Origin of the sequence: Bradyrhizobium sp. B097, from assembly GCF_038957035.1 — a bacterium.
Taxonomy (GTDB): domain Bacteria; phylum Pseudomonadota; class Alphaproteobacteria; order Rhizobiales; family Xanthobacteraceae; genus Bradyrhizobium.
The window spans coordinates 5,010,028-5,022,118 of sequence record NZ_CP152412.1; the positions used below are offsets into that span (position 1 = coordinate 5,010,028).

The 12,091-nt window shown below is 65.1% G+C and carries 18 protein-coding genes; 10 read left to right on the top strand and 8 right to left on the bottom strand.

Annotated features, from left to right (window positions below; translation table 11 throughout):
* Positions 1–438: 438 nt before the first annotated feature.
* The gene (locus AAFG07_RS23570) at positions 439–1,140 is read right to left on the bottom strand and encodes an FMN-binding negative transcriptional regulator (protein ID WP_342722269.1); all 702 of its coding nucleotides are present in this window, start codon (positions 1,138–1,140) and stop codon (positions 439–441) included.
* Between the two features lie 85 nt (positions 1,141–1,225).
* Positions 1,226–1,468 (bottom strand): hypothetical protein, encoded by a 243-nt coding sequence (locus tag AAFG07_RS23575; RefSeq protein WP_342722270.1) that lies wholly within the window; start codon positions 1,466–1,468, stop codon positions 1,226–1,228.
* Between the two features lie 683 nt (positions 1,469–2,151).
* Here AAFG07_RS23575 and AAFG07_RS23580 point away from each other — a divergent pair.
* The 7 genes from AAFG07_RS23580 (at position 2,152) to AAFG07_RS23610 (ending at position 5,291) form a co-directional block, all read left to right on the top strand.
* Complete coding sequence (locus AAFG07_RS23580; RefSeq protein ID WP_016840760.1) at positions 2,152–2,325, top strand: hypothetical protein; 174 nt, start codon at positions 2,152–2,154, stop codon at positions 2,323–2,325.
* Between the two features lie 10 nt (positions 2,326–2,335).
* Complete coding sequence (pdxY, locus tag AAFG07_RS23585) at positions 2,336–3,193, top strand: pyridoxal kinase PdxY (protein WP_342722271.1); 858 nt, start codon at positions 2,336–2,338, stop codon at positions 3,191–3,193.
* Positions 3,194–3,210: 17 nt separating this feature from the next.
* Positions 3,211–3,837, top strand: a complete 627-nt coding sequence (locus tag AAFG07_RS23590) for a LysE family translocator (protein ID WP_092113636.1) — start codon at positions 3,211–3,213, stop codon at positions 3,835–3,837.
* Entirely contained in the window at positions 3,837–4,181 is a 345-nt protein-coding gene (locus AAFG07_RS23595) for a tRNA-binding protein (RefSeq protein ID WP_342722273.1), read from the top strand. Before AAFG07_RS23590 ends, AAFG07_RS23595 begins: the two co-directional genes overlap by 1 nt.
* A 141-nt stretch (positions 4,182–4,322) precedes the next feature.
* Positions 4,323–4,553, top strand: a complete 231-nt coding sequence (locus tag AAFG07_RS23600; RefSeq protein ID WP_342722274.1) for a hypothetical protein — start codon at positions 4,323–4,325, stop codon at positions 4,551–4,553.
* 9 nt (positions 4,554–4,562) lie between these two features.
* Positions 4,563–4,736: a hypothetical protein gene (locus AAFG07_RS23605; RefSeq protein ID WP_342722275.1), complete on the top strand. Its 174-nt coding sequence runs from the start codon at positions 4,563–4,565 to the stop codon at positions 4,734–4,736.
* A 318-nt stretch (positions 4,737–5,054) separates the two neighbouring features.
* Positions 5,055–5,291 (top strand): hypothetical protein, encoded by a 237-nt coding sequence (locus AAFG07_RS23610; RefSeq protein WP_092113629.1) that lies wholly within the window; start codon positions 5,055–5,057, stop codon positions 5,289–5,291.
* Between the two features lie 113 nt (positions 5,292–5,404).
* Here the strand turns inward: AAFG07_RS23610 and AAFG07_RS23615 are convergent, their stop codons facing one another.
* Positions 5,405–5,926, bottom strand: a complete 522-nt coding sequence (locus AAFG07_RS23615; RefSeq protein ID WP_342722276.1) for a DUF1993 domain-containing protein — start codon at positions 5,924–5,926, stop codon at positions 5,405–5,407.
* A gap of 186 nt (positions 5,927–6,112) precedes the next feature.
* Positions 6,113–6,298, bottom strand: a complete 186-nt coding sequence (locus AAFG07_RS23620) for a hypothetical protein (protein WP_092125583.1) — start codon at positions 6,296–6,298, stop codon at positions 6,113–6,115.
* 190 nt (positions 6,299–6,488) lie between these two features.
* On the opposite strand from AAFG07_RS23620, the gene AAFG07_RS23625 reads away from it, so the two are divergent.
* On the top strand, positions 6,489–7,217 hold the full coding sequence (locus AAFG07_RS23625) for a class I SAM-dependent methyltransferase (protein ID WP_342722277.1): 729 nt from the start codon (positions 6,489–6,491) through the stop codon (positions 7,215–7,217).
* Positions 7,218–7,306: 89 nt separating this feature from the next.
* Here the strand turns inward: AAFG07_RS23625 and AAFG07_RS23630 are convergent, their stop codons facing one another.
* Both AAFG07_RS23630 and AAFG07_RS23635 read right to left on the bottom strand, forming a co-directional pair.
* The gene (locus AAFG07_RS23630) at positions 7,307–7,657 is read right to left on the bottom strand and encodes a hypothetical protein (protein WP_342722278.1); all 351 of its coding nucleotides are present in this window, start codon (positions 7,655–7,657) and stop codon (positions 7,307–7,309) included.
* Positions 7,658–7,924: 267 nt separating this feature from the next.
* The gene (locus AAFG07_RS23635) at positions 7,925–8,506 is read right to left on the bottom strand and encodes a septal ring lytic transglycosylase RlpA family protein (protein WP_342722279.1); all 582 of its coding nucleotides are present in this window, start codon (positions 8,504–8,506) and stop codon (positions 7,925–7,927) included.
* A gap of 378 nt (positions 8,507–8,884) precedes the next feature.
* On the opposite strand from AAFG07_RS23635, the gene AAFG07_RS23640 reads away from it, so the two are divergent.
* A complete protein-coding gene (locus AAFG07_RS23640) occupies positions 8,885–9,955 on the top strand; it encodes a hypothetical protein (RefSeq protein WP_342722280.1) in 1,071 nt (356 codons plus the stop codon).
* A gap of 84 nt (positions 9,956–10,039) precedes the next feature.
* Here the strand turns inward: AAFG07_RS23640 and AAFG07_RS23645 are convergent, their stop codons facing one another.
* Positions 10,040–10,663: a L,D-transpeptidase gene (locus AAFG07_RS23645; RefSeq protein ID WP_097675429.1), complete on the bottom strand. Its 624-nt coding sequence runs from the start codon at positions 10,661–10,663 to the stop codon at positions 10,040–10,042.
* Between the two features lie 181 nt (positions 10,664–10,844).
* Here AAFG07_RS23645 and AAFG07_RS23650 point away from each other — a divergent pair, with 181 nt between their 5' ends.
* Positions 10,845–11,225 carry a hypothetical protein gene (locus tag AAFG07_RS23650; protein WP_076860242.1) on the top strand — a complete coding sequence of 127 codons (381 nt, stop codon included), beginning with the start codon at positions 10,845–10,847 and terminating at the stop codon, positions 11,223–11,225.
* A gap of 65 nt (positions 11,226–11,290) precedes the next feature.
* Here AAFG07_RS23650 and AAFG07_RS23655 read toward each other — a convergent pair whose 3' ends face one another.
* Positions 11,291–12,073, bottom strand: coding sequence for an SDR family oxidoreductase (locus tag AAFG07_RS23655; protein ID WP_342722281.1), 783 nt, complete (start codon positions 12,071–12,073; stop codon positions 11,291–11,293).
* Positions 12,074–12,091: the final 18 nt, after the last annotated feature.

The following is a 12,091-nucleotide window of genomic DNA, read 5'->3' on the forward strand; positions in this document are numbered from 1 at the left end:
AATCGGAATCGAGAAATCGGCGCAGCTCAAGCATTAACAGGGCGTGTGCATTTGCAGCATCCGGGCAGCTGATATTGTGCCGAGATGGGATAATTGCTCTCGCGCGGAATATCTCGGCGCACTTCGGGCGCCCTGCGTTCAATCGCTTAACCGATCAAGCGACGATTCGCACCACGGCCGCGTTCCCCATCCGACTCCAGTTTGTTCGCGAGGAACGAATCGGAATCGAAAAATCAAAGCAGAGCGATTCTTAACAACACGTTGGCGCGACTCCGGATGCGCCGTTTTCTTGTGCGTGAGGACGTCCAACCATGGACCGGCGCGCACCGCGCTCCGTTCTCCATCCGACTCCATTTTGTTCACAAAGAACGAATCGGAATCGGACAAATCGGCGCGAGCCGAATCTTAACAACACGTTCGCGACTTCGACGCCGACGGTTACGCGGAGCCGGTCACCGGGCCGCCCTTCGGGCGGACCCGTTGGCTAACCTGCGCCACGCGGTCACGCTCATACGCAAGCTCCGGCCGCAGCGTGCGCATCTTCTCCGCAAGCCTGTGGCTTGAGGTCTCCTCCGCATGCGCGAGCCGGTTGACGAGCGCGATATAGTCCGCATCGCTCTTGTGCTGGTTGAGCTTCGACTGGCCCTCGATCTCGTCGACGGCGATATCGATCACCCGGATCCCAGCCAGCATCTGATCGCGCTTGCCGGGCTCCATCTGCGTGAGGTCCCAGGGCTGCTTCGGCAGCCGCGCCTCGGAGACCGCGAGCAGCGCATCGCCGTGGCCGCGGTTCTCCCCGTGATCGCGCAGATGCGCAACGCCGGACAAATGCACCGCCTCGTAGAGCCAGGTGGAGACGTTATCGCGCGAGACGTACCAGTCGTTCGAGATGTAGGCGTCGTCACCGGAGACGATCAGCAGGAAACGCCTGACGCCGTCGGCGAGCTCGACCAGCGGGTTTTTCGCGGTGAGATGGATCTGCACGATCACGCGATCGTCGCGCCGCGCGATCGCGAACGGCACGTGGGACGCCCGCGGGCCGCGTGCATCGGCGGCGACGATGGCGCCGAAGCCGCGCGCCGCCGCAAAGGCCAGCGCGTGGTCGTCCTCGATGCGGAATTGGGGACGGAGGATGTGCATGGCGGCGGCGCTCGCGGCTGGAGGGAGACGACCCAGCGAAGCTAGCGCAACTTTTGCCGGAGATCACCGCCATGCACCGTCCGGCTCAGCAGATCATGGCATTGTCGCCGTGATCGCAGACGCCGCCCGGCTGATCCCGGGGCAGCGTCTCGAACTCGCCGTAGCGCGGCACGACCATGCGCGGCGGTCCGCCGCCCCAGCGACTGGCGGCCGAGGCATGTCCCTTTACGAACGCGGATGGGCCGGCCGGGACTTCGCGCGCCATGGCCGATGTCGTCAGCATGGCGAGCGCGACCAGGCCCGCCGCGACGTGTTTAATCGTCGTCATCGAACTTCTCCTGCTGGATTCAACAGGATGGGATCATCTCGCCAACCCGCTGAAGCGTTTTCGCTAGAACCATGACGGGCGGCGCCACCCGATTATTCCGCGACGACGCAGCGAATTTTCCTGCGCTGCGGCCCGGTTCGACACATTCGATTGATCGGAGCGTGACCGCCGGGACCGGAGGCCCGAGCGGCCTCGACCAGGTTTGCCTGCGCGCAAGTCAAATCCGGTTCCGCGAACTGCGACAAAACAACCCGACGGGCAACTCGGCAAAAACGCGGCAAGCCCGCTATAAGAAAATATTCCGCTTGGCAGGTCGCGAGAATGCAGATGCGTGACTCAAGCGGCACCACACACTCAGTGTCGTCCCGGCCTAGTGCGCAATTGCGCACGGGGGCCGGGACCCATAACCACAAATGCGGCTTGTTGCGCGACGTCGGAACGACGAGTCCCGATCACAACGCCGGCCGCGGAGTATGGGTCCCGGCCTTCGCCGGGACGACGAATGGAGAGGAACGCGCGCCCGCCTCCATCACCGTATGCCGGCTGCAAAGGCAAAACCTTTGCGCTGGGACGACAGAGCTAATGCAGCTTAGCAATGCACAAGGCCACGATGCGCCGTTGAACTGGCCGCAACGGACAGGTTACGCTGTCACCGATCACGCCCTCTCGCTGGAAGGATCACCATGAACGGCAATCGATATTATGGCGTTCGCGTCGAGGGCGCGAAATACGGCGTGGGGTTCGGCTCGGCGCTGGCGATTGCGATCTCCTACACCAAGAACCATTCGATCCTGTGGGCGATCATCCACGGTATCCTTGGCTGGCTCTACGTGATCTACGCCGCGCTGTTCGGATGATGCGGACGACATGAACGTCATCTCGATTCAGTCACAGGTCGCCTGGGGCCATGTCGGCAACAGCGCGGCGACCTTTCCTATCCAGCTGCACGGCATCGACGTCGTCGCCGTGCCGACCACGCTGCTGAGCAACCGGCCGGGCCATCCGACCATCCGCGGACGGGTGCTCGACGTGCAGCTGGTCGCCGACCTCCTGCGCGGCATCGAGGAGCGCGGCGCGATCGAAAGCGCCCGGATGATCCTGTCGGGCTATCTCGGCTCGGCCGACATCGCGATTGACGTCGCCGACTTCGTCGCCCGCGCGAAAGCGGAAAACCCGGCCCTGCTCTATTGCTGCGATCCCGTGCTCGGCGACCGTGATCGCGGCATGTTCGTGCGACCGGATATCCCGCCGCTGGTGCGCGACCAGCTCTGTCCGCTGGCCGACATCATCACGCCCAACCATTTCGAGTTCGAATTCCTCTGCGGCGCGCGCGTGGCGACGACCGATGACGTCATCGCGCAAGCCCGCGCGCTGATGGCGCGGGGGCCTGCGACCATCGTCGTCACCAGCGCCGAGCTTGCCGGCACGCCCGATGGCGAGATCGAGACGCTGGCGATCGAGCACACGGGAGCGTGGCGCGTGCGCACCGCGCGCGTGCCGATCAGCCCGTCCGGTACCGGAGACCTGTTCGCCGCGCTGTTCGTCGCCGCCCGCGTGCGTGGCCTGGCGACACCGGAGGCGCTCAGCCACGCTGCGTCAGGCATCCACGGCGTGCTGGTGCGCACGGCGGAGCGAGGAACCGAGGAAATGCGCATTGTCGAAAGCGCAGACGTGATGCTTGATCCGAAGCCACGCTTCGCGGCGGTCGCCATCCCTTCATCCTGACATTCGGGACACGTTTCATGATCGACATCACCACCCTCCTCACCTACGCCGCCGTCGTGCTCGGCCTGTTCCTGATCCCGGGGCCAGCCGTGCTGCTTGTGCTCGCGCGTTCGGTCACCGGCGGGCCGCGCGTCGGCGTCGCGACCGGGTTCGGCATCGCGCTCGGCGATCTCGTCCACACCGCCATGGCGACGTTCGGCCTCTCGGCCGTGCTGATGACCTCGGCGCTCGCGTTCTCGATCGTCAAATATGCCGGCGTGATCTACCTGATCGTACTCGGCGTCCGCGCTCTGTTCGAGAAAAATGACGACCTGCATTTGCCGGCGGCGCAGCCGGTCGATCCGCGGCGCGCGTTCCGGCAGGCGATCTGGGCGGAGATGCTCAACCCGAAGACTGCACTGTTCTTTCTCGCCTTCCTGCCGCAGTTCGTGCACCCCGGCCACGGCTCCGCCGTCGCGCAGTTCGCGACCCTCGGCCTGATCTTCGTTGCGATGAGCGCGGCCTACACCTCGCTGCTCGCGCTCGCCGCCGGCCAGATCAGCCCGTGGATCCGGCGGCATCGCCGCATCGGCCAGTGGCAGGGCCGCGTGGTCGGCACGATCTACATCGCGCTCGGCATCCGCCTCGCGTTTCAGGAGCGCTGATGTCTCCGCTCAAGCCGCAGGCCACATATGACGACTTCGCCCGCCTCGACATCAGGATCGGCAAGGTGGTCGAGGTGCAGTCGTTTCCGCGCGCCCGCAACCCGTCCCTGAAGGTCGGTGTCGATGTCGGCGCCGGGCGGATCATGTGGTCGAGCGCGCAGATCACGAACTATGAGCCGGCGGCGCTGATCGGCTCGCTGGTGGTCTGCGTGTGCAATCTCGGGCCGAAGAACATCGCCGGTTTCACCTCGGAACTGCTGATCCTGGGCGCCAAGGATGCCGGCGGCCAGGTGATCGTGCTCGGCCCGCGCAGCGAGGTTGCGATCGGTGAGCCGATCTTCTGACGACTCGACCCGATCACGGCGGCGTGATTCAAATCGTCTGGATTCCCCGTAGTTTACCGATGGGGGATCACCCGGATTCTAAGTGCCCGCGCGCGCTGCTATTCCAGCGCACGAGAATCGCTTCGGCATGGGAATCGGAAGATGTCCGCAGTTTTTTTTCACTGCTCCGACGACAAGCACGTCATCCTGGATCGCATCGGCGCCGCGATGGATTTTTCGGAGGTGCGGATACATGCGGAGCAGCTGGCGCGCAGCTTTGTCATGACGCCGAGCGTGGAAGACTGGCGCAACTGGGCGGTCCACGTCACCGACGATATCGGGACCGAGATCTTCGAGCTGCCGTTCACCGCCGTCCTCGGCGAATTGCACTGAGGGCCTGACATGACGTCGATGGAACTCGCCCTGCAGCCCTTGCGGCGCCGCTTCAACCGCCTCGCTCAGCGCTGCGTCGCGCTGATCGAGGGCGTCATCAACCCCTATCGCCCCGAGCTGTACTACATGCGCGGGCCGGGTCCGAAATGCCGCGCCAGGCGGCAGGCCACGCTGCGCGACTAGTCCGAGGGTTGAGCGACGAGAAAAGGCCGATGGGCGTTACGCCACCGGCCTTCTCCTGCGGCTGCCGGTTCCCGGAGTCCGGTTCCGCCGCAATTCCACCTGGTCCCAAGCTTGCGACGACAATTTTAATCAAATCTTAACGGCAAGGCGGTGAGCTGGATGACAGGACTCCTTCGCCGTGCTGCGCGTGTAGTTCATCGTGCTGGATGCGTTGCACATCGTTTTTGCGCTGATCGCCCGACGATTGTGCGCGATGCATCTTAGGGAACGCACGACTCAGTGTTACCCTGTGATGCAAACCGAAACGGAGAACTTCGGATGCCGTACTACACCTTCGATCTCGTGGTGGGGGACGAGTTCCGGAATCAAGGAACGATCATCCTCGAAGACATCAGCCTTGCCTCCGATCGCGCCGATCAGCTCGCCAATGAGCTGTCGCAGGTCAAGCCGGAGCTGAAGGCACGCGGCTGCGCCGTGCGCGTCACCGACATCGACCGGCGCGAACTCTACCGGACGCCGCTCGACCCCGTGCCGCACTGGCGCAGGGCCGGCTAGCGCCGGCAGACTTTGGACTCTGTTGACCGCGCTCATCCGCGCGCGGTCTTGATCTTGCTGCGCACAGCGGCTGATGTTGCCGCCTCAGCAAGACCAGTCGGCGCGCGGTCCGATCACTTCTTCATGTTCAACCGGCCGATGAAGTCACGTTTGCCGAGCGGCGCGCCCTTGTGGCGGAGGATGTCGTAGGCGGTGGTCGAGTGGAAGAAGAAGTTCGGCAGCGAGAACGACATCAGGAATCCCTCGGCCGTGAACGGCATCGACCGCTCGCCGAGCTTGAACATCACTTCGCGCCCGAGCAACGCATTGACCGCATCCGGCGTCAGCGCCGACAATTCGCTGTGCGCGTCCTTCACCAGCGCCTGCAATGCGGCGTAGTCCAGATCGGGCTTGCCGGACGGCGGGACGAATACGCCGTTCTTGGCGGCCTCCATCGCGCCGCGCGAATGATGCGCGAGCGAGACAACCTGAAAGCGGAACGGCAACATGTCCGGAAACAACCGGGTCTCGACGATCTCGGCCGGATCGATGCCGTTCTCCTTGAAATGCGCGAGGCCCTTGTCGAGAAAGCCCGAGGCGGCGCCGAGGATCTGCAGATAGTTGGCAACGGTCGCGTCGTAGAGTGAAAAGGTCATGGCGAATTCCCCCAGATAGAAAATTTGTCTGATGCTTGCCGGAACAGAGTTCCCGGAATTTCCGGCGAAGGCAAGCGGCCTTGAGCGTTCGCAACCTTGGGGATTCGCAACCTTGGGGATTCGCAAGTCGAATGGTCCAGCGCCCAGCGCCGGATCATTCGGTCAGGCATCGCGGGCTCCCCGCGGTCAGCTCTGATGCGGTCCGCGCATCATCTTCATGGCGTCCTCGATATGGCGCCACTCGCGGGCCTCTTCGGTCTCGCCCTTGCTCTCGCAGGCGATGGCGTTCTGCGCCGCCTCGGCAATCGCCTGCAGGCCGTGCTTCTCCAGCATCTGCCGCGCGATGGTGTGGATCTGCATCTCTGCTATCATGGCGCTCTCCTCTGCTGTCTGACGCCGCAGGGACAGGCGTGACCGCGCGTCCCGCGGACTGACTTCAAAACGGCCGAACGCCGCGTCTGGTTCCCGCATCCCGGCCGGCGCGACGGATTCAACGGTTTCCACGCGCCGCGGCGGCGGATACAGAGAGGCGGACCCTGCTCCTTCCCGAGTTGCCGGACCCATGGCGCAGAACATCTATGACGATCCCGGCTTCTTCGCCGGCTACAGCCAGCTGCCTCGGCAGGTCCGCGGGCTACTCGGCGCGCCCGAATGGCCCGAGATCCGCGCCATGCTGCCTGACATCGCAGGCAAGCGCGTGGTCGATCTCGGCTGCGGCTTCGGCTGGATGTCGCGGTGGATGCGCGAGCAAGGCGCCTCGGGCGTGCTCGGCGTCGACCTCTCGCAGAACATGATCGCGCGCGCCACCGCGATGACGCAGGATCCGGCTATCACCTACGAGATCGCCGACCTCGAAACGCTGGAGCTGCCGAAGGCCACGTTCGACCTCGCCTACAGCGCCCTCACCTTCCACTACATCAGGGACTTCGATCGCCTGGCGCGGATGCTGTATCGCACGCTCGTCCCGGACGGGCATCTGGTCTTCACCATCGAGCATCCGATCTACATGGCCGCCGCCCATCCCGACTGGGGACAGGACCAGGACGGCCGCAAGACCTGGCCGGTCAACCGCTACTTCATCGAGGGCGAACGCCGGACCGACTGGTATGTGAAAGGCGTGCTGAAATATCACCGCACCATCGGCACTACGCTCAATGCGTTGATCGGCGCCGGCTTCACGCTTCGCCATGTCGAGGAATTCTCCCCGACGCGGGAGCAGATCAAGGCTGTGCCCGAACTGGCCGACGAACTGGAACGGCCGATGATGATGCTGGTGTCAGCGCAGCGCTAGCGCATGATCCGGAATAGTGAGAAGCGGTTTTCCCTCGCGACAAACGCGTAGCGTTTGCGCGGAGATCATGCGCAAACGGCAATAGAGCATTACGCCGCGAGCAGCTTGTCGAATTCCTCGGGCGGGTATGATTTTCCGTCGTTGTCGGTGATCACCACCTGCCATCCCTCGCTCGCCCAGACCTTGGCCTTGGCGACGATGATGAAAGTGCTCTCCCGCTCGATCCTGACCGTTTCGTTCTCGCGTTCTGCGATCATCTTGTAGGCCAATGCTTGTCCCTCGCCGACACAGTCCATTCGGCGGTGTGTTGGCAGCGGCGTTGGGCCGCAATTCGCCGGGAGCATGACAATTTGGTGGAAGCACAGGCGCCGGATGCGGCAGAGCGCAACGTGCGGTCGCGGCCAGCTCAACTTACCCATCAAGGTCGGCATATCCAGCATGTGGTCTTGCCGCAAATGGCTCAGGCCCACCCTGTGAACGCACTCGGCGCGCATGCCTCAAAGAAAAACCCCGCCTCGGTGGGACGCCAAGGCGGGGAAGGTTCATTGGGTTGAAATCCACGCGCCTGGAAAAGGAGAGCGCGGGAAGTAGCGGCATCAATTCTATTTGCGGCCAGCTTTCGGACAACAGGATTAAAGCGCGCGCAGCGCCGGGAGTTTTTCCCGATCCGTCCGGCAAAAAATCCCGAACCTGGCTTACGACGCAGCTCACTGCACCACGTCGAGCCGGACATTCGCGACGCCCTTGCCGATCATGCCGAGCGACTGTGCGGCGGAATACGAGACGTCGACGATGCGCCCGGGAACGTAAGGCCCGCGGTCGTTGACGCGTACGGTGACCGAGCGGCCGGTCTTGACGTCGGTGACACGCAGCTTGGTGCCGAACGGCAATGTCGGATGCGCGGCGGTCAGTTCGTGCGCGTTGAACTTCTCGCCGCTCGCGGTCTCCTGCCCCTCGCTGTAGAAGCTCGCGACGCCCTGCGACGCAATCCTGGTCTCGCCACCCTTGCGTGCGGCGTACGGCGTGTGCTTGCGCGCGGTTGAGACATGTGTGCGCGTCGCCGATGACGCAGCCCGGGTCGGGTCGGCCGATACCGGCCGGCTCGCGAGCGCCTGCGAGCGCTGGCTGACGACGGAGGACTGCGCACAGGCCGCAAGCGACGCGGCACCGATCACGATGGCGCAGAGCCGCAACGGCTTTCGCGCACGAGCCAATGCAATTGCGGGCGCAACACCGCGCGCGCTGCGTTTGACGTCGACGTACGAAATGACTGCATCGTCGCGTGACATGTTGCATCCCCAACTCGCGCCCCAGCCCAAGCCGAAAATCCAACACCCGCATGGCCGAATCCAATCGGGGCGGAACGGTGGCGGAGCGCGGTCGGGCGGGCCGCAGGCGACCCGATTTCCCCTCGGGTGTGGTGGATGCGCCACACAACCAGGGAGGTTTACCCGGAAATGGGACCCCGTGGCTCTCGCGAGCGCGTGGGTGGGCGCCCGCTCCTCGGCTCCCAGCGTCGGTTCCCGAAACTCCCCAACCTCTCCACCCTCTCGCCTTGCTTTGGTCAAACCGGACTGGAGTCGTGGGGCCAGGGCCAGGGGTCGATACAGAGCTCAAATTGCCGGCCGCCCATTTGCGGTTGACCTTGGACTGAAACGGGGACCGCCATGCAATCGACACTGAAAGACGCAGATCCGCACGATATTTTCGCGATCGAACCTAGCTTCACTGCAACCCGCCCGGACAATGCCGCCGCCGCGCCGGCACCCGCCGCCAAGGCAGCGGCGGGGCAACGCGAGCCATGGTTCGGCCCGAGCCTCGCCCCCTCTTCCACGCCACAGGTCGCGCCCGCCGCCACGGTCACCTCGGTACCGCTGGTGACGCCGATACCAGTGACGGCGCCGCCGGCCGCGCCGGAGTACAGCGCCGCAAGCCATGACGGCAGGCTGGACGACATCAGACTGGAGCGTGCGCCGCGTCCGACCAATAAATGGGCGATCCGCGCTTTCTGGTTCGTGTTCGCGATCGTCGGCGCCATGGGCACCGCGGCGTGGCAACACTACGGGCATCGCGTCAAGCAGGTGGTGGCGGAGTACGTGCCCCAGGTCGAGGCCCTGACGTCGCTGCTGCCAGGCAAGGCCGGTCCCACTGCCGACCAGGCGAGCCCGCCCGCGCAGGCGGCTGCCGCCGATCAGCCGGCTGAGGCTGCCGCGGCGGCTGCGCCACAGGACGTCGCCACGGCCGCGCCCGCTCCTGCCGCAGCAGCGGCGCCGGTCGCGCCCGCCGTATCAGCGGCACCAGCCGCAGCCGCACCTGACCAAACGCAATTGTTGCAGTCGATGGCGCGCGATCTCGCGTCAATGGGACAGCAGATCGAGCAGCTCAAGACCAGCATCGATCAGCTGAAGGCGAGCCAGGATCAGTTGACGCAGCGGGTCGCACGGACGACCGAGACCAGGGCCGTCGAACCGCGGCCGGTCGCGCCGCGCCCGCGTGCCGCGATCACGCCGCCGGCGGCACCACACACGGCTGTTGCTTCACCGCCGGTGCGCCGGTCGTACCCGCCGGCGCAGGCCTACATCCCGCCGCCACCGCCGGCATCAGCAGCACCGCTGCCGGCGCCCGTTGCTGCCGCACCGCAGGCTGCCGCGCCGCGGCCAGTGCAATCGCAGCAGTCCTCTGCTGTCGATGCCGATGATAACGGCCCCGTGGTTCGGCCGCCGATGCCGCTGCGCTGACGGCCTACGAACGGTCGCGGGCAAACGAAAGGGCACCGATCGCGCTGACGCGATCGGTGCCCTTTTTTGTATCTCAAATGCGAATTAGGCGCTCTGTCCCGGCGGCAGCACGACCACGGTCGCGCCCGGCTTGACGTGCTGGTAGAGATCGATGACGTCGGCGTTGTTCATGCGGATACAGCCCGACGAGATCGCTTGCCCGATATATTCAGGCTGGTTGGTGCCGTGGATGCGGTAAAGCGTGTCCTTGTTGCCCTGGTAGAGGTAGATGCCCCGGGCACCGAGCGGATTGGCCGGTCCGCCGGCGACACGCGCCGGATACGGTCCGAGCCGCTCCTGGATGTCCTTGGTCGGAACCCAATCCGGCCATTCGGCGAGCCGGCCCACGGTGGCGACGCCGGAGAACGCCATCGCCTCCTCGCCGACGGCGACGCCGTAGCGGATCGCCTTGCCGCCGGGCAGCACGTAATAAAGGTAGCGCGCGTCGGTATCGACCAGGATCGAACCCGGCTGCTCCTTCCGCGTGTAATCGACAATGTGGCGCTGGAACTGATCCGGAATCTTGGCGTCCGCATAGGGCGGATGCGCCAGCAATTGCCGATCGCGCGGCGTCATCGCGGCATCCGTCACCGGCGACAGCGTCGCCTGCATGCAGCCGCCAAGTGCGAGCGAGCCCATCAGCACCGCAGCAAGCCCCAACTTCGACACGATCATTCTCCCCTGCGTCAAGTTGTGGCACTTGCTGCCGAAATCGTGCTGAAATCGTGGCAGCGCAGATTGGAACACGGCTGTTTGATCGGTTCCTTCGGCAAGTGTGTCCTTCCGGTTGCAGTCGGTTCCCACGGACGCTAGCCTTGCGGCAAAATATCCAAACACCGGGAGGAATTCGATGCGTTACGCTCTGCTGATCGGCGGCCTGATTGTCGCGGCAACACCGGCCCATGCCGATCCGCGCGCGGCCTATGTCACCATGGTGCTGCAGGCCTTTGCCGCCAAGGTCGAGTGCCCCGGCACCGATCTGGTCTACCAGGATCTCGTGCAGCGCGCGCAGGACATGCACCTGCCCGACGGCACCACCGAGCAGGTGCGCAAGGCGATCGCCTTCATGCATACCGGCGGCAAGATGGGCGAGAAACAGGCCGACGACCTGATGACCGAAGTCGCGATCGCGACCCAGACCACCGACCTCGACCAGCGCCGCGCCGGCAGCATGACGACCTGGTGCCAGGACCAGAAGACGCGGCTCGCGGGCTACATCAGGACCAAGTAGTAGAAAGCGTTTTCGAGCGAAGTGGGCACCGGTTCGCGTGAAGAAAACGCGTCAAACAAGAATCCTCAATCGAGCTCCGGCGGCGCGAACCAGTTGGTCAGCGACAGGCCGCCGTCGACCACGATCGATGCGCCGGTGACGTAGCCTGCGAGCCTGTGCGACAGCACGGCGAGCGCCATCGACGCGAGATCGTCCGCCTGGCCTAGCCGCCCGAGCGGAATGTGCTTGGCCAGCGCCGGGTCTGCGACGAAGCCGCCGGCCGCGATCGCACCGGGCACCAGCGCGTTGACGCGGATGCCGTAGCGGCCCCAGCTCTTGGCAAGCTCCTTCACCAGCATCGCCATGCCGGCCTTCGCCGTCGAGTAATGCGGCAGGTTGCGCGGCGTGCCCGCATGCAGCGAAGTGAGCAGCAGGAACGAGCCAGGCCGCTTCGCCGCGATCAGAGTGCGCGCCAGTTCGCGCGACAGATGAAAACCGGCATCGAGATTGACCGCGTGCATCTGCCGCCAGGTCTCTTCATCGACCACCATCGCATGATCGGCCTCGCGGCGCGGCGGCGAGGCGCTGTGGACGAAATGCGTCACCTGCCCGACCGCGGCTTGCGCATGTGCCAGCAGCGCGTCGCACGCCGCACGTTGCGCGAGATCGCCGACCCAGGGCACGGCAAGTTCGGGATGTGCGGCGGCCTTGATGGCGGCCATGACCCTGTCCTCGTGCAAATCGGCGAACACCGTGCGCACACCTTCGCCCACCAGGGCCTGCGCGACCGCGCGGCCGATGCCGTTGCCGGCCCCGGTCACCAGGGCCGTCTCGCGCGCGGGATCGAAGGGCGACGTGAAGAGGCTCATGATGCCTGTCTCCGAGGA